General features: G+C 60.9%; 15 protein-coding genes. 8 read left to right on the top strand and 7 right to left on the bottom strand.

From position 1 onward, the window contains the following. Positions 1–24 precede the first annotated feature (24 nt). The 8 genes from hutI to mdoH all read left to right on the top strand — a co-directional run bounded on the left by hutI (position 25) and on the right by mdoH (position 10,541). Positions 25–1,230, top strand: coding sequence for an imidazolonepropionase (gene hutI / locus KHO07_RS27095; protein ID WP_150735523.1), 1,206 nt, complete (start codon positions 25–27; stop codon positions 1,228–1,230). Between the two features lie 10 nt (positions 1,231–1,240). Continuing rightward, positions 1,241–2,044, top strand: coding sequence for an N-formylglutamate deformylase (gene hutG, locus KHO07_RS27090; RefSeq protein ID WP_212626004.1), 804 nt, complete (start codon positions 1,241–1,243; stop codon positions 2,042–2,044). 199 nt (positions 2,045–2,243) lie between these two features. Continuing rightward, on the top strand, positions 2,244–3,200 hold the full coding sequence (locus tag KHO07_RS27085; protein ID WP_150735525.1) for a choline ABC transporter substrate-binding protein: 957 nt from the start codon (positions 2,244–2,246) through the stop codon (positions 3,198–3,200). A 205-nt stretch (positions 3,201–3,405) separates the two neighbouring features. Continuing rightward, positions 3,406–4,323: an alpha/beta hydrolase gene (locus tag KHO07_RS27080; protein ID WP_212626003.1), complete on the top strand. Its 918-nt coding sequence runs from the start codon at positions 3,406–3,408 to the stop codon at positions 4,321–4,323. Between the two features lie 104 nt (positions 4,324–4,427). Beyond that, complete coding sequence (gene pip, locus KHO07_RS27075; RefSeq protein WP_150735527.1) at positions 4,428–5,399, top strand: prolyl aminopeptidase; 972 nt, start codon at positions 4,428–4,430, stop codon at positions 5,397–5,399. Beyond that, on the top strand, positions 5,396–5,833 hold the full coding sequence (gene dtd, locus KHO07_RS27070) for a D-aminoacyl-tRNA deacylase (protein ID WP_212626002.1): 438 nt from the start codon (positions 5,396–5,398) through the stop codon (positions 5,831–5,833). The genes pip and dtd overlap by 4 nt, the downstream gene beginning before the upstream one ends. Positions 5,834–6,154: 321 nt before the next feature. Continuing rightward, complete coding sequence (locus KHO07_RS27065; RefSeq protein WP_212626001.1) at positions 6,155–7,978, top strand: glucan biosynthesis protein; 1,824 nt, start codon at positions 6,155–6,157, stop codon at positions 7,976–7,978. Next, positions 7,971–10,541, top strand: a complete 2,571-nt coding sequence (mdoH, locus tag KHO07_RS27060; RefSeq protein WP_150735530.1) for a glucans biosynthesis glucosyltransferase MdoH — start codon at positions 7,971–7,973, stop codon at positions 10,539–10,541. Before KHO07_RS27065 ends, mdoH begins: the two co-directional genes overlap by 8 nt. A 93-nt stretch (positions 10,542–10,634) precedes the next feature. Here the strand turns inward: mdoH and KHO07_RS27055 are convergent, their stop codons facing one another. From KHO07_RS27055 to hisI, 7 genes are all read right to left on the bottom strand, one after another. Next, positions 10,635–12,551: a methyl-accepting chemotaxis protein gene (locus KHO07_RS27055; protein ID WP_212626000.1), complete on the bottom strand. Its 1,917-nt coding sequence runs from the start codon at positions 12,549–12,551 to the stop codon at positions 10,635–10,637. Positions 12,552–12,662: 111 nt separating this feature from the next. Then, entirely contained in the window at positions 12,663–13,370 is a 708-nt protein-coding gene (locus KHO07_RS27050; protein ID WP_212625999.1) for a 16S rRNA (uracil(1498)-N(3))-methyltransferase, read from the bottom strand. Beyond that, complete coding sequence (gene tatC, locus KHO07_RS27045; protein ID WP_212625998.1) at positions 13,367–14,161, bottom strand: twin-arginine translocase subunit TatC; 795 nt, start codon at positions 14,159–14,161, stop codon at positions 13,367–13,369. Before tatC ends, KHO07_RS27050 begins: the two co-directional genes overlap by 4 nt. Next, positions 14,158–14,613, bottom strand: a complete 456-nt coding sequence (tatB, locus tag KHO07_RS27040; RefSeq protein WP_075947214.1) for a Sec-independent protein translocase protein TatB — start codon at positions 14,611–14,613, stop codon at positions 14,158–14,160. The genes tatC and tatB overlap by 4 nt, the downstream gene beginning before the upstream one ends. 10 nt (positions 14,614–14,623) lie before the next feature. Next, positions 14,624–14,902, bottom strand: a complete 279-nt coding sequence (locus KHO07_RS27035; RefSeq protein ID WP_150778905.1) for a twin-arginine translocase TatA/TatE family subunit — start codon at positions 14,900–14,902, stop codon at positions 14,624–14,626. A 25-nt stretch (positions 14,903–14,927) separates the two neighbouring features. After that, on the bottom strand, positions 14,928–15,260 hold the full coding sequence (locus KHO07_RS27030; RefSeq protein ID WP_008047820.1) for a phosphoribosyl-ATP diphosphatase: 333 nt from the start codon (positions 15,258–15,260) through the stop codon (positions 14,928–14,930). Continuing rightward, the gene (gene hisI / locus KHO07_RS27025; RefSeq protein WP_007989281.1) at positions 15,253–15,654 is read right to left on the bottom strand and encodes a phosphoribosyl-AMP cyclohydrolase; all 402 of its coding nucleotides are present in this window, start codon (positions 15,652–15,654) and stop codon (positions 15,253–15,255) included. The genes KHO07_RS27030 and hisI overlap by 8 nt, the downstream gene beginning before the upstream one ends. Between the last annotated feature and the right edge of the window lie 73 nt (positions 15,655–15,727).

Below are 15,727 nucleotides of genomic sequence, written 5' to 3'. Positions count from 1 at the left end.
TTTGAATTTTGTGGAGACTAAGGGATGAAAACCCTCTGGCAACACTGCCACGTCGCAACCATGGCGCAAGGCGTCTACTCGATCATCGAGGACGCGGCCATCGTGACGTCCGGTGCGCTCATTGAATGGGTTGGCCCACGCGCTGAACTGCCGGCGGGCGAATACCCGGCGGTCAATGATTTGAACGGGGCCTGGGTCACGCCGGGCCTGATCGACTGCCACACCCACACGGTGTTCGGCGGCAACCGCAGCGGTGAATTCGAGCAGCGCCTGCAAGGCGTCAGCTACGCGGAAATTGCCGCTGCCGGCGGTGGTATCGCCAGCACCGTGCGCGCCACCCGTGCCGCCAGTGAAGACGAGCTGTTCGCCAGCGCCGCCAAGCGTCTGAAAAGCCTGATGCGCGATGGCGTCACCAGCATCGAGATCAAATCCGGCTACGGCCTGGACTTGGCCAACGAGCGCAAGATGCTGCGGGTGGCCCGTCGCCTCGGTGCCGAACTGCCGGTCAGCGTGCGCGCCACTTGCCTGGCCGCGCACGCCTTGCCGCCGGAATACAAGGATCGCGCTGACGATTACATCGATCACATTTGCTCAGAAATGCTCCCGGCCCTGGCCGCCGAAGGGCTCGTGGATGCGGTGGATGCATTCTGCGAATACCTGGCGTTCTCGCCTGCGCAGGTCGAGCGCGTTTTCATCACCGCCCAGACGCTGGGGTTGCCGGTGAAGCTGCACGCCGAGCAACTGTCGTCACTGCACGGTTCGAGCCTGGCGGCGCGGTACCACGCACTGTCCGCCGATCACCTGGAATTCATGACCGAAGACGACGCCATCGCCATGGCCGAATCCGGCACCGTCGCGGTATTGCTGCCCGGCGCATTCTACTTTCTGCGCGAAACCCAATTGCCGCCGATGGACGCCTTGCGCAAGCACGGCGTGAAAATGGCCATCGCCAGCGACCTCAACCCGGGCACCTCGCCGGGACTGTCGCTGCGCCTGATGTTGAACATGGCCTGCACCTGTTTCCGTATGACCCCGGAAGAAGCCCTGGCCGGCGCGACGATTCATGCCGCCACTGCCTTGGGCATGGCGCAAACCCACGGCTCGCTGGAAGCCGGCAAAGTCGCGGATTTCGTCGCCTGGCAAATCGATCGTCCGGCCGACCTGTGCTACTGGCTGGGCGGTGACCTGGAAAAACGCGTCGTGCGTCACGGCGTCGAAACGAGTCTGTAGGAGAGCAGTTGTGGATAAGGTTCTGAACTTCAAACAAGGCCGCGTGCCCCTGCTGATCAGCATGCCCCACGCCGGTGTGCGTCTGACGCCTGCGGTCGAAGCCGGGTTGATCCCCGATGCGAAAAGCCTGCCGGACACCGACTGGCACATCCCGCAGCTTTACGACTTCGCCGCCGAACTGGGCGCCAGCACCCTGGCCGCCGAATACTCGCGGTTTGTCATCGACCTGAACCGTCCGGCCGATGACAAGCCTTTGTATGTGGGCGCCACCACCGGCCTGTACCCGGCCACGCTGTTCGACGGTATTGCGTTGTTCCGTGAGGGAATGGAACCTTCGAAGGAAGAACGCGCGACCTGGCTGGAACAGATCTGGACGCCATACCACAGCACCTTGCAGCAGGAACTGGCGCGCCTCAAAGCCGAATTCGGCTATGCGCTGCTGTTCGATGCGCACTCGATCCGCTCGATCATCCCGCACCTGTTTGACGGCAAGCTGCCAGACTTCAACCTCGGCACCTTCAATGGCGCCAGCTGCGATCCACAGCTGGCGACTCAGCTGGAAGCGATCTGCGCCCGCCACACCGATTACAGCCATGTGCTCAACGGGCGCTTCAAGGGCGGCCACATCACTCGGCATTACGGTAACCCGGCAGAAAACATTCATGCGGTGCAGCTGGAGTTGGGGCAGTGCACGTACATGGAAGAGTTTGAGCCGTTCCGATATCGGCCGGATCTGGCCGAGCCGACGCGAGTAGTGCTCAAAGAGTTGCTGCAAGGCTTGTTGGCCTGGGGCGAGAAGCACTACAAGCACTGAAACCCTACACAACCCTTGTGGGAGCAAGCTCGCTCCCACAGGTTTTTCAGATATCGCAACATCTGCACATGACAGTCGCCACTGTGCAAATCTCAGTCGCCACAGTTCGCTTTTACCGCTCGTCTGCTGCGTAATGTTCTGGCCACGGTGCACAAAGACACCGGCCTCACAATAATCGCTGCCGCACGAGATGCTCTCTATGACAAGCACCAAACGTTTGTTCACCCGCTGTCTCTCAATCCTCTGCGGCACGGCTCTTCTGAGCGCCAGCGTTCTGGCCGCTGACGACGCCTCCTGCAAAGCCGTGCGCATGGGCGTGGTCAACTGGACCGACGTGATCGCCACCAGCGGCATGGCCGATGTGCTGCTCAATGGCCTCGGCTACGAAAGCAAGCAGACCAGCGCCGTGCAGCAAATCATCTTCGCCGGGATCCGCGACAAGCGCCTGGACATCTTCCTCGGGTACTGGAAACCGGCGATGGACAAAAACATCGCGCCGTTCCTGGCCGCCAATCAAGTGAAGGTCCTGGACAAGCCAAGCCTGGCCGACGCCCAGGCAACCCTCGCGGTGCCTGATTATGTCGCGGCTGCCGGTTTGAAAACCTTTGCCGACATCGCAAAGTTCAAGGATCAACTCGGCGGCAAGATCTACGGCATCGAGCCGGGCAGCGGCGCCAACACCACGATCAAGACCATGATCGAAACCAATCACTTCGGTCTCAAGGATTTCAAACTGATCGAGTCCGGTGAGGCTGGCATGCTCGCCGCCGTGCAGCGTGCGGTGAATCGCAAGGAGTTCGTGGTGTTCGTCGGCTGGACCCCGCACCCGATGAACATCAACATGAACATCGCCTACCTGACCGGCAGCGAAGACGTCTACGGCCCGAACGAAGGCGCCGCGACTGTCTCGACCGTGACCGCTCCCGATTACGCCCAGCGTTGCCCGAACGTCAATCGCCTGCTGGAAAACCTGACGTTCACCGCCGCCCAGGAAAGCCAGTTGATGGTGCCAATCATGGAGCGCCAGACGCCTCAGGACGTTGCCAAAAAATGGCTGCGCGAGCACCCGGAAGATTTGCAGCGCTGGCTGGCGGGTGTCAGCAGTTTTGATGGCAAGGACGGCGTAGCCACGGTTCAGGCTAGTCTGAAAAACTGACGGATTTCTGGGTTGCAACCTATCCTTTGTGGCGAGGGAGCTTGCTCCCGCTCGGCGGCGAAGCCGTCGCAAAGTCGGCTGAGCAGAGGCATCGGGTGAAACCTGGCTCAGTGGGTCGGGGCTGCTTTGCAGCTCGGCGGGAGCAAGCTCCCTCGCCACAAAAACGGGTTCCAAGCGAAATCACTGAATTGACTGGCACCGGCTCATGACTCCTTACCCGCTTTCTGAACAGATGACGGCATTCGTCGACAAAACCCTCAGTTTCAACAGCACCGAAAGCAGCCTGAACGGATTGCGCCAGGCCTATAGCGAGATGTGCCGGGCATTCACGCCGCCGCGTCCTGCCGGGTTGTATGTGGTCGATTTCGAATTGGCGGGGGTTGCCGTTCGTTCGTATCAGCCGCCGGTTGCACCTGCATCCGGCGGCGTGCCGTGCATCGTCTATCTGCATGGTGGCGGCTGGGTGGTGGGGGGCCTTGATTCCCATGACTTCATTTGCGCGGAACTGGCCTCGACCCTCGGCGTGCTGGTGATCGCCGTCGATTACCGTCTGGCGCCGGAACATCCGTTTCCGGCAGCCTTCGACGATTGCCTCAAAGTCTGGCGGGTGCTGCGCACCGGGCCGTTTCAACTGGATCCCGCACGCACGCTGGTGGCGGGCGACAGCGCCGGTGGCAATCTCGCGGCCGCGCTGTGCCTGGCATTGCGCGACGCGGGCGAGCCGTTGCCGGCGGCGCAAGTGCTGATCTATCCGGGGCTGGGTGGCGATCAGCACTTGGCTTCCCGCAGTGAATGCATCGATGCGCCGTTGTTGAGCAGCAGCGATGTGGATTGCTACCACGCGTTGTACCTGCAAGGCACTGCGAAGCCGGTCGCTTATGCGATGCCGCTACGGGCCCTGGACTTCAAGGGCCTGCCCCCGGCCTTGATTGCCGTGGCGCAGTTCGATCCGCTGCGCGACGACGGTGTGCTCTATGCCGAGCGACTGAATGCCGCCGGTGTGGCCGCGACGCTGTATTACGGCGAGGGGCTGGTTCACGGTTGTTTACGAGCGCGGGGGCAGGCTGCCGAGGTGGATGCGTTGTACGAAACGCTGCTCGGGTATCTCGCGGAAAGACTCTGACCCTGCAAGGGCATGCTCATTGACGTAAATCGGGTTTATGATGCCCAACGGCAGAATAATAGAAGTCCCCCCAGGGATGACCTCGACCCCTTACGGAGCGCGCAATGCAGACTTTGTACCCGCAGATCAAACCCCACGCCCGGCACGATCTGGCCGTCGACGCGACTCACACGCTGTATGTCGACGAGAGCGGTTCACCGGAAGGTTTGCCGGTGGTGTTCATTCACGGTGGCCCCGGGGCCGGTTGTGATGCCCAGAGCCGTCGGTACTTCGATCCAAACCTGTATCGCATTGTCACTTTCGACCAGCGTGGTTGCGGTCGTTCCACGCCCCACGCGAGCCTGGAAAACAACACCACCTGGGATTTGGTCGCCGACCTCGAGCGCATTCGCAAACACCTGGGCATCGACAAATGGGTGCTGTTCGGCGGCTCCTGGGGTTCGACCCTGGCCCTGGCTTATGCGCAAACCCATCCGGAGCGCGTGCACGGTCTGATCCTGCGCGGGATCTTTCTCTGCCGTCCGCAGGAAATCGAATGGTTCTATCAGGCCGGTGCCAGCCGCCTGTTCCCCGATTACTGGCAGGACTACGTGGCGCCGATCCCCCTGGACGAACGCGACGATCTGCTCAATGCCTTCCACAAACGCCTGACCGGCAATGACCAGATTGCCCAGATGCATGCGGCCAAGGCCTGGTCGCTCTGGGAAGGCCGGACCGCCACCCTGCGCCCGAATCCGCTGGTGGTCGATCGTTTCTCCGAGCCTCAGCGCGCGTTGTCCATCGCCCGTATTGAATGCCACTACTTCACCAACAATGCGTTTCTTGAACCGGATCAGTTGATTCGCGACATGGGCAAGATTGCCCACTTGCCCGGCGTGATCGTCCATGGCCGCTATGACGTGATCTGCCCGCTGGACAACGCCTGGGAGCTGCACCAGGCCTGGCCGAACAGTGAGCTGCAAGTCATTCGCGACGCTGGGCATGCGGCGTCCGAGCCGGGTATCACCGACGCGTTGGTACGCGCTGCCGATCAGATGGCACGACGTCTACTCGACCTGGCCCCTGACGAAGCATGAAGGGTTTGCTGCAGCGCGTGCGTGGCGCGCGAGTCGAGGTAGCAGGGGAGGTGGTCGGCGCAATCGATCAAGGTTTGCTGGTGCTGGTGGCCGTTGAACCCGACGACACGCGGGCCAGCGCCGACAAACTTCTTAATAAGCTGCTTAACTATCGAGTGTTCAGCGACGCAGAGGGCAAGATGAATTTGTCCTTGGCGGACGTGGGCGGCGGGCTGCTGCTGGTCTCGCAGTTCACCCTGGCCGCCGATACCAAGAGCGGGTTGCGCCCGAGTTTCTCGACCGCCGCCCCTCCGGTCCTGGGCGAGGAGCTTTTCGACTATCTATTAGGCAAAGCGAAACAGGTGCATGGCACTGTGGCATCAGGTAGATTCGGCGCGGATATGCAGGTGCACTTGGTCAATGATGGCCCGGTAACCTTCCTGTTACAGACCTGAAAGCGCTTGAAACATCTTTTTAAGCGCATTTCGACTGAAAACAGGCGTTTTTCCCGATAAATACTTTGTTACCCCTGATGCGTTGTAACGCGGCCTACTAGATAATCGCGCGCTACGGGGATCAGCGTTCGTTGGTCCATTTTGACTTAGGTAGAGACTTGTCTGGATCCGATTGGGGAATCATTTTGCCCCAGCGGAGTCGGAACAATGCTCGCCAACTTGGCAAGAGTGGTCTGCGGGACCGGTTTTCATGTACCGGACACCGTACAGACCCTTTAACTGGCCGTTGGTTTTTTGATCTGTTTTCGGCGAGGGTTGCTCGTGATTGTTAGTCCCTGTAACGCACCAAAATTGTCTGCCAAACGGTTACGTAGCGCTCTGGTAGCGGGCTCTGCATTGCTCTGCCTGTTCAGCGCCGGTCAGCTTTGGGCATTCAATCTGGATGATGTATCGGTCAAGGCAAAAGAACTGGCCGGGCAGAAGTACGAAGCGCCGCGCAGTAACCTGCCGAACGAATTCCGCGAGATGAAATTCGCGGACTATCAGAAAATTCGTTTCCTGACTGAAAAGGCTGAATGGGCGGACCAGAAAACCCCGTTCAAGCTGTCGTTCTATCACCAGGGCATGCATTTCGATACGCCGGTGAAAATCAACGAAATCACGGCGAACACCGTCGAAGAAATAAAATACGACCCAACCCGGTTCGATTTCGGCGACCTCAAGTTCGATCCTAAAGCCACTGAACAACTTGGCTATGCCGGTTTCCGTGTGCTGTACCCGATCAACAAAGCTGACAAGCAAGACGAAATCATGACCATGCTCGGCGCGAGTTACTTCCGCGTTGTCGGCAAGGGTCACGTCTACGGCCTGTCTGCTCGCGGCATGGCGATCGATACCGCATTGCCTTCCGGTGAAGAATTCCCGCGTTTTCGCGAGTTCTGGATTCAGCAGCCGCGACCGGGCGACAAGCATCTGGTGATCTTCGCGTTACTCGATTCGCCACGCGCGACCGGTGCCTATCGCCTGACCCTGCGTCCGGGCAGCGACACCATTGTTGACGTCAAGGCACAGATGTTCCTGCGTGACAAAGTCGCCAAGCTCGGCGTTGCGCCGCTGACCAGCATGTACCTGTTCGGCGCCAACCAGCCTTCGAAAGTGCTGAACTATCGTCGTGAACTGCATGACTCCAGCGGTCTTTCGATCCATGCCGGCAACGGCGAGTGGATCTGGCGCCCACTGAATAATCCGAAACACCTCGCCGTGAGCAACTTCTCGGTGGAGAACCCGCGCGGTTTCGGCCTGCTGCAACGTGGCCGCGACTTCAGCCACTACGAAGACCTCGACGACCGCTACGACAAGCGTCCAAGTGCCTGGATCGAACCAAAAGGCGACTGGGGCAAAGGCTCCGTCGATCTGGTGGAGATTCCGACCGCTGACGAAACCAACGACAATATCGTGGCCTTCTGGAGCCCGGAAAAACTGCCGGAACCTGGCCAGCCGCTCGATGTCGCTTATCGTATGCACTGGACCATGGACGAAGCTTCGATCCACGCGCCGGACAGCGCCTGGGTCAAGCAGACCCTGCGTTCCACCGGCGACGTCAAACAGTCCAACCTGATTCGTCAGCCGGACGGCAGCGTGGCGTATCTGGTGGACTTCGAAGGTCCGTCGCTGGCGGCATTGCCGGCCGATGCGGACGTTCGCAGCCAGGTCAGCGTGGGTGACAACGCCGAGATCGTTGAAAACAGCGTGCGTTACAACCCTGAGACCAAAGGCTGGCGCTTGACCTTGCGCATGAAGATCAAGGACCCGAGCAAGTCCACCGAAATGCGCGCTGCACTGGTGCAGAACATCGTGACGGCTGACCTGGCCAAGTCTTCGGTTCCAGCGTCGAATTCGTCCGTTGCCAAGGCCGACAAAGTCGCCGCCAAACAGCAGGAGAAAGTAGACAAGGAAGCCAAGGATGCCAAGCAAGCGGAGGCCAAGCAGGCTGAAGCCAAGCCGGTTGCAGATGCTAAGGACAAGGCCAATAAAGACGCCACGCAGCCAGCCGCTGCTGACGCGGCCCCAGCCACACCGGAATCGGCGCCGACTGAAGAAGTCCTGACCGAGACCTGGAGCTATCAGTTGCCTGCCGATGAGTAATTCTCAAGTACAGCCAGAAACTCTTTACGAGTATCTGGCGCATCTGCCGATGACCGACCAGCAGCGCGCGGAACTCGCGGGCTGCAAGTCCTTCAGCGAGCTGCATGAACGCCTGTCGTCCTCCACGTTCGACGCCCCGACCGAAGCCGCCCAGGCTTCGGTGGGCAAGCGCCTGACCCTGAGCACCGCCGAAGAGCTTCAGGACGCCGAAATGCTGGCGCTCGACGCCAGCGGTCGGGTTTGCCTCAAGGCCACTCCGCCAATTCGCCGGACCAAGGTCGTGCCCGAGCCGTGGCGTACCAACATCCTGGTACGTGGCTGGCGCCGGATGACCGGTCGTACCAACCCGCCGAAGCCGCCGAAGGACGAACGTGTCCTGCCGGCTGCGCGCTGGCGCACCGTGGGTTCGATCCGTCGCTATATCCTGCTGGTTTTGATGCTCGGCCAGACCATCGTCGCCGGCTGGTACATGAAAGGCATCATGCCGTACCAGGGCTGGTCGTTCGTCGACCTTGAAGAAGTCCTGCACCAACCGCTGCTGCAAACCGCCACGCAAGTGCTGCCGTATGCGTTGCAGACCAGCATCCTGATTCTGTTCGGGATTCTGTTCTGCTGGGTGTCGGCCGGTTTCTGGACCGCGCTGATGGGCTTCCTCGAGTTGCTCACCGGTCACGACAAGTACCGCATCTCCGGCAAAAGCGCCGGCGACGAGCCGATTCCGAAAGATGCGCGCACCGCGCTGGTGATGCCGATCTGCAACGAAGACGTGCCGCGTGTATTCGCCGGTCTGCGGGCGACCTTCGAGTCGGTTGCAGCCACGGGTGATCTGGACCGTTTTGACTTCTTCGTCCTCAGCGACAGTAACGACGCCGACATCTGCGTCGCTGAACAGCAAGCCTGGCTGGACGTCTGCCGCGAAGCCGGTGGTTTCGGCAAGATCTTCTATCGCCGCCGTCGCCGTCGCGTAAAACGTAAAAGCGGCAACCTCGACGACTTCTGCCGTCGTTGGGGCAGTGACTACAAGTACATGGTCGTTCTCGACGCCGACTCGGTAATGAGCGGTGAGTGCCTGACCAGTCTGGTGCGCTTGATGGAAGCCACGCCGGACGCCGGGATCATCCAGACCGCGCCGCGTGCGTCGGGCATGGACACCCTGTATGCGCGCATGCAGCAGTTTGCGACCCGTGTATACGGTCCGCTGTTCACCGCCGGTCTGCACTTCTGGCAGTTGGGCGAATCGCACTACTGGGGCCACAACGCGATCATTCGCATGAAGCCGTTCATCGAGCACTGCGCCCTGGCGCCGTTGCCCGGTAAAGGCGCGTTCGCCGGTGCGATCCTGTCCCACGACTTCGTTGAAGCCGCGCTGATGCGCCGTGCCGGTTGGGGCGTGTGGATTGCCTACGACCTGCCGGGCAGCTACGAAGAACTGCCACCGAACCTGCTGGACGAACTCAAGCGTGACCGTCGCTGGTGCCACGGTAACCTGATGAACTTCCGCCTGTTCCTGGTAAAAGGCATGCATCCGGTGCACCGTGCGGTGTTCCTGACCGGCGTGATGTCTTACCTGTCGGCGCCGCTGTGGTTCTTCTTCCTGGTGTTGTCGACGGCGCTGCTGGCGGTCAATACGTTGATGGAACCGCAGTACTTCCTTGAGCCGCGTCAGCTTTATCCGCTGTGGCCGCAATGGCACCCGGACAAGGCCATCGCGCTGTTCTCGACCACCATCGTGCTGTTGTTCCTGCCGAAGCTGTTGAGCATCATCCTGATCTGGGCCAAGGGCGCGAAAGAGTTCGGCGGCAAGTTCAAGGTGACGCTGTCGATGCTGCTGGAGATGCTGTTCTCCATGCTGCTGGCGCCGGTGCGGATGATTTTCCACACCCGTTTCGTACTGGCCGCGTTCCTCGGCTGGGCCGCGACCTGGAACTCGCCACAGCGTGACGACGACTCCACGCCATGGAGCGAAGCGGTAAAACGCCACGGTCCGCAAACCTTGCTGGGCTTCTTCTGGGCCTTGCTGGTGATCTGGCTGAACCCGAGCTTCCTGTGGTGGCTGGTGCCCATCGTGGGTTCGCTGATGCTGTCGATCCCGGTCTCGGTGATCTCCAGCCGGGTCGGCCTGGGCCTCAAGTCCCGTGACGAGAGCCTGTTCCTGATCCCCGAGGAATACAATCCGCCGCAGGCCCTGCTGGCCACCGACCAGTACACCCACGAAAACCGCTGGCATGCACTGAACGACGGCTTCATCCGTGCGGTGGTCGATCCACAGCAGAACGCCCTGGCGTGCTCGCTGGCGACTTCTCGTCACCGCGAGGCCGAGCCGATTGAATGGCTGCGGGTCGAGAGGGTGCGCCACGCGATGAAAGTCGGTCCTGAAGGCTTGACCAACAACGAACGAGTGCAGCTGCTGAGTGATCCGGTGGCCCTGGCCCGCTTGCATGAGCAGGTCTGGAACGAAGGCCATCCAGAATGGCTGGGCGCGTGGCGCAAGTCGGTGAAGGCCGACCCCCACGCACCGCTGTTACCGCTCAAACCGTTGAGCGTGCAGCCTCAGATGGCGTAATGAAAAAACCCGCGAAAGCGGGTTTTTTTATGGCCTGATCATTCCCACGCAGAACCTGGGAGCGGTCAACGACCTGTTGCTTTGTGTGCGCAGTTAAACCTTGAACCTGCCCACCAGCATCTGCAAATGCGTCCCCAACCGCGCCAGCTCAACGCTGGAGGCCGCGGTCTCTTCACTGGCTGCCGAGGTCTGATCCGATACGTCACGCACGTTCAGCACGCTACGGTTGATCTCCTCGGCCACGGCGCTCTGCTGTTCAGCAGCGGCAGCGATCTGCTGGTTCATCGCCTGGATCGCTGACACCGTGCGGGTGATGCTTTCCAGTGAGCCACCGGCGCGGCGGGTCAGTTCGACGCTGCTGTCGGTGAGCATGCGGCTGTTATCCATGATGGTCGCGACCTGCTGCGTGCCGTTTTGCAGGCCGACAATCAGTTCTTCGATCTCTTCGGTGGACTTCTGGGTGCGCTGGGCCAGGCTGCGGACTTCGTCGGCGACCACGGCAAAACCGCGTCCGGCTTCACCGGCTCGGGCGGCTTCGATGGCGGCGTTGAGCGCCAGCAGGTTGGTTTGCTGCGCCACGGACTTGATCACGTCGAGCACGCTGCCAATCTTGTCACTTTCGCGCTTGAGCTCGCCCATGGCTTCGGTGGAGTTGCCGACTTCCTTGGCCAGGCGCTCGATCTGGGCGATGGCTTCGCCCACCACCTTGTCGCCCTCACGGGCCTGTTGGTCAGCGGCAACGGCGGCCTCGGAGGCTTCCTCGGCGTTGCGCGCGACTTCCTGCACCGTGGCGGTCATTTCGTTCATGGCGGTGGCCACCTGGTCAGTCTCGACCTTCTGGCTGTTGACCCCGGCGCTGGTCTGCTCGGTGACCGCCGACAACTCTTCGGCGGCGCTGGCGATCTGGGTGACGCCATCGCTGATACCGCCGATCAGTTCGCGCAGACCCTGGGTCATGCTCTGAATGGCGCGTTGCAACTGGCCCAGTTCGTCCTGACGTTTGGAGGCCAGGTTGTGGGTCAGGTCGCCGGCGGCGATGCGCTCGGCGACCTTGAGTGTCTGGTTCAGCGGAATCACGATCTGCCGGGTGATGGCCCAAGCGGCAAACAGACCGAAGATCAGTGCCAGGACGGTGGCCAGCATCAGCATGTTCTTGGCGTGTGCCACATCGGTGTCGCGCACAAGCGTTTGCGAGGCCGTGAGTTTGTTGCTGGTCTGCAGCAGGATCTCGCCTTGAGCCGCCATGCGTTTCAGGGCCTCGGCGCTGGCCGCCTGGGAATCACGGTACTGACTGACCGCGGCACGGTAAGCCTTGAGCGAGTCGGTGGCTTGTTGCAAGTTGGCGATGTGTTCTTCCGGCAGTTTCGCCGGCAGGCTTTCGAGGTTTTTCAGGGCATTGTCGATCGCGTCGAGAGCGGGTTGTTCGGCCTCGCTCTTGCCGCTGTAGGTGTAGCCACGAACCTGGAAGCGCGCTTGCTGGATCAGTTTGCTCAGCTCGATCACGCTGTTGAAGGCTGTCACGCTGTCGCCTTGCAGCATGGATTTCTCCACTTCAGCGACTTTGGCGACAGCGTTGTCAGCCGTGGCGCCGAGTTTACTGCGGGCATCTTCACGCATGGCGCCGGCCTGGGTCATGGCGGCGAAGGCTTGCTTGTACTGGCTGAGGGCGGCCAGTTGCTGGTCGATCATGGCAATGTCGGCGGGCTGTTCGATCATCTGGCGAGCAGCTTGCAGGCTGGTGTCGATCTTGCCCAGCAGGTCATTGACGGCGCCGGGGCCTTGCTCGCCGCGACGCGTTTCGTAGTCCAGGCGGGCGATGCGCAGGTCTTTGGTCAGCCCGTTGATCTCGGATATGAAACCGAGTTTATCGCCACGACTGGTCACATCGCTCAGGCCGGTCCAGCCGGTAAAGGTGATCAGTATTGTCAGCAGCAGCACGAGACCGAAGCCGACGCCCAACTTGCGGTTTACGCCTACGTTTCCCAGCTTATCGGCCAGCCATTGGTACATGCTGCATTCTCCCGGACCATGCATTGGTTTTATGGGAGGTATATCGGCAAGTGAGTGGAAATCTGTAGAGGCGACCCGATATGCGGGGAGGCAGGTTTCCCTGTGGCGGGGTTAGAAGAGGCGTGCCAGCAGTGCTGTAACGGCGGTTTCGACGCGCAGGATACGGTCGCCCAGTTGCACCGGTTGCAGGCCGGATTTACCAAGCAGGTCGATTTCGTAAGGAATCCAGCCGCCCTCGGGGCCGATGGCCAGGGTCACCGGTTCGCTCAGTGCGCGGGGGCAGGGCGGGTAGTTGCCCGGGTGGCCCACCAGGCCGAGGGTGCCTTCGGTAATGGCCGGCAGACGGTCTTCGACGAAAGGTTTGAAGCGTTTCTCGATGACGACTTCCGGCAGCACACTGTCCCGCGCCTGTTCGAGACCGAGGATCAGCTGCTCGCGAATTGCTTCCGGCTCCAGGAACGGTGTCTGCCAGAAGCTCTTCTCGACGCGATAGCTGTTCACCAGCACAATCCGTGGCACACCCATGGCCGCCACGGTCTGGAACACCCTACGGAGCATTTTGGGGCGTGGCAGGGCCAGCACCAGGGTCAGTGGCAGCTTGGCCGGTGGTGGCTGGTCGAGAGTGACGCGCAATTCGGCTTCAGTGGCATCCAGGCGCAGCACTTCGGCCGAACCCATCAGTCCGCCGATGCGCCCGACGCGCATGCTGTCGCCGACCTCACAGCGGTGAACGTCCTGCATGTGGGTCAACCGCCGGTCACGCAGGATCACCCGGTCGGCCGCAATGAAATCGGCCTCTTCGAGAAGCAGCAGGTTCACGCTTGGGTCGCTGGTGGCTGGTCGTTGTGATCGTCAGCCGGTTGATCGTCCGGGTGTTCGCCACGTTTGCTGATCAGGCTGCCAAACAGGATGCCGACTTCAAACAGCATCCACATCGGTACGGCCAGCAGGGTCTGCGAGAAGATATCCGGAGGGGTCAGGATCATGCCGACCACGAAGCAGCCGATGATCACGTACGGACGGATTTTCTTCAGGTATTTGACGTCGACCACGCCGATCCACACCAGCAAAACAACGGCCACCGGAATCTCGAACGCCACGCCGAAGGCGAAGAACAGCGTCATGACGAAATCGAGGTAGCTGGTGATGTCGGTCATCATTTCCACACCGGCCGGGGTGGCGGCGGCGAAGAACTTGAAGATCAGCGGGAACACCAGGAAGTAGGCGAATGCCATGCCGGCATAGAACAGAAAGATGCTGGAGACCAGCAAAGGCACGGCGATGCGTTTTTCATGCTTGTACAGGCCGGGTGCGATGAAGCCCCAGATCTGATGCAGGATCACCGGGATCGCCAGGAACAGCGACACCATCATCGTCAGCTTCAGCGGCGTCAGGAATGGCGACGACACGTCTGTGGCGATCATTGTCGCGCCGGCCGGCAGGTAAGCCCGCAACGGCGTCGAGACGAAGGTGTAGATCTGCTGGGTGAAAGCGAACAACCCGGCAAAAATGATGAAGATCGCCGCTACACAGCGCAGCAGGCGGGTACGCAACTCGGTGAGGTGCGAAACCAGCGGCATGTGCTGGTCGTTTTCTGGGAGATCGCTCATGGGGCTCGCGGCGGCAGTGTTGGGTCATGAGGGGCCGGCGCAACGGGCGCAGCCGCAGGTGTAACGGGTTCAACCGCAGGGGTTGCAGCAACAACGGGCGCAGGCTCGACAGCCGCAACTGCAGGGGCCGGTGTTGGCGCGGCGGCAGGGGCGGGTGCGTGAATCGTCTGCTCACCCACGTGCTCGACCGGTGTTGGCTCCTGCTGGGTCGGCGAGAAGATCTTCCGCGCCTCCTGCTCAAGCGACAGGATGTGTTCGTTGTGCAGTTGCCGGCGAATTTCGTCGGCACCGATCTCACGTTCAACTTCCTGTTTGATCGCATTGAAGCTGCGCTTCAGTCGCCCGACCCACAGGCCGGCGGTGCGCGCTGCGCCCGGCAGGCGCTCGGGACCCAGCACCAGCAGGGCGACGAGGCCGACGAGCAGCAATTCAGAGAAGCTGATACCAAACATTAGTCAGTGCTCACACGTCTTTGCGGATCGGCTCTTCGACTTTCTGCGCCTGCACGTCAATGGTGTGCGGCTGATTCACGGACTGGGTGGTCTGTGGCTGAACAGGTGGAACCGGTTGGGCCGGGGTCGCTGTCGGATCGGCCGGTTTCTCGTCATCGTTCATGGCTTTGCGAAAGCCCTTGATCGACTCGCCGACGTCAGTGCCGAGGTTTTTCAGCTTCTTGGTGCCGAACACCAGTACGACAACAACCAGAATGACGACCCAGTGTTTCCAGTCAAAAATGCCCATGTTGCTGCTCCTCTCTAATCGTTATTCAGGCGGACGGGCGCGAGGCTTTCTCGGCGTGTCCGGAGAGACCGAAACGACGGTCCAGTTCATCGAGTACAGCCTGAGGATGCTGCCCCAGTTGGGCGAGCATGACCATGCTGTGGAACCACAGATCGGCGGTTTCGTAGATCACATCGCTGCAGTCACCGCTGATGGCGGCGTCCTTGGCGGCGATAATGGTTTCGACCGACTCTTCGCCGACTTTTTCCAGAATCTTGTTCAAGCCCTTGTGATAGAGGCTGGCGACATACGAACTGTCCGCGGCGGCGCCTTTGCGCTCTTCCAGTACCTCGGCCAGTCGGGTGAGAGTGTCACTCATGTTTGTGTCCTGCGGAATAGATGGCGTGCGGATCTTTCAGAACCGGGTCGACGGTGGTCCAGTCGCCGTTCTCATAGACGCGGTAGAAGCAACTCTGGCGGCCGGTATGGCACGCGATGTCGCCGATCTGCTCGACCATCAGGATGATCACGTCGGCGTCGCAATCCAGACGCATCTCATGCAGGGTTTGCACATGGCCGGACTCTTCGCCCTTGCGCCACAGCTTGCCACGGGAGCGGGACCAATAGATCGCGCGATTCTCGGCAGCGGTCAGTTCCAGTGCTTCGCGGTTCATCCAGGCCATCATCAGGACGCGCCCGGTCTTGTGATCCTGGGCAATCGCCGGCACCAGGCCATCAGCGTCCCATTTGATCTCGTCCAGCCAGTTTTTCATCTTCGGTTCCTGAAAAGCAGCTACAAGCTTCGAGCTTCAAGCCGCAAGTAAAAGCCAGTGCGTAACGGTCTCT

It is taken from the genome of Pseudomonas sp. PP3, from assembly GCF_905336995.1.
Taxonomy (GTDB): Bacteria; Pseudomonadota; Gammaproteobacteria; order Pseudomonadales; family Pseudomonadaceae; genus Aquipseudomonas; species Aquipseudomonas reinekei.
The sequence above is the reverse complement of the archived record's forward strand: the minus strand, read 5'-3'. Positions and strand labels throughout refer to the sequence as shown.

Coding starts and splice junctions, on each gene's coding strand:
- hutI (WP_150735523.1), top strand. CDS start 25: ATGAAAACCCTCTGGCAACACTGCCACGTCGCAACCATGGCGCAAGGC.
- KHO07_RS27085 (WP_150735525.1), top strand. CDS start 2,244: ATGACAAGCACCAAACGTTTGTTCACCCGCTGTCTCTCAATCCTCTGC.
- KHO07_RS27080 (WP_212626003.1), top strand. CDS start 3,406: ATGACTCCTTACCCGCTTTCTGAACAGATGACGGCATTCGTCGACAAA.
- pip (WP_150735527.1), top strand. CDS start 4,428: ATGCAGACTTTGTACCCGCAGATCAAACCCCACGCCCGGCACGATCTG.
- dtd (WP_212626002.1), top strand. CDS start 5,396: ATGAAGGGTTTGCTGCAGCGCGTGCGTGGCGCGCGAGTCGAGGTAGCA.
- mdoH (WP_150735530.1), top strand. CDS start 7,971: ATGAGTAATTCTCAAGTACAGCCAGAAACTCTTTACGAGTATCTGGCG.
- KHO07_RS27055 (WP_212626000.1), bottom strand. CDS start 12,551: ATGTACCAATGGCTGGCCGATAAGCTGGGAAACGTAGGCGTAAACCGC.
- tatC (WP_212625998.1), bottom strand. CDS start 14,161: ATGAGCGATCTCCCAGAAAACGACCAGCACATGCCGCTGGTTTCGCAC.
- tatB (WP_075947214.1), bottom strand. CDS start 14,613: ATGTTTGGTATCAGCTTCTCTGAATTGCTGCTCGTCGGCCTCGTCGCC.
- KHO07_RS27035 (WP_150778905.1), bottom strand. CDS start 14,902: ATGGGCATTTTTGACTGGAAACACTGGGTCGTCATTCTGGTTGTTGTC.
- KHO07_RS27030 (WP_008047820.1), bottom strand. CDS start 15,260: ATGAGTGACACTCTCACCCGACTGGCCGAGGTACTGGAAGAGCGCAAA.
- hisI (WP_007989281.1), bottom strand. CDS start 15,654: ATGAAAAACTGGCTGGACGAGATCAAATGGGACGCTGATGGCCTGGTG.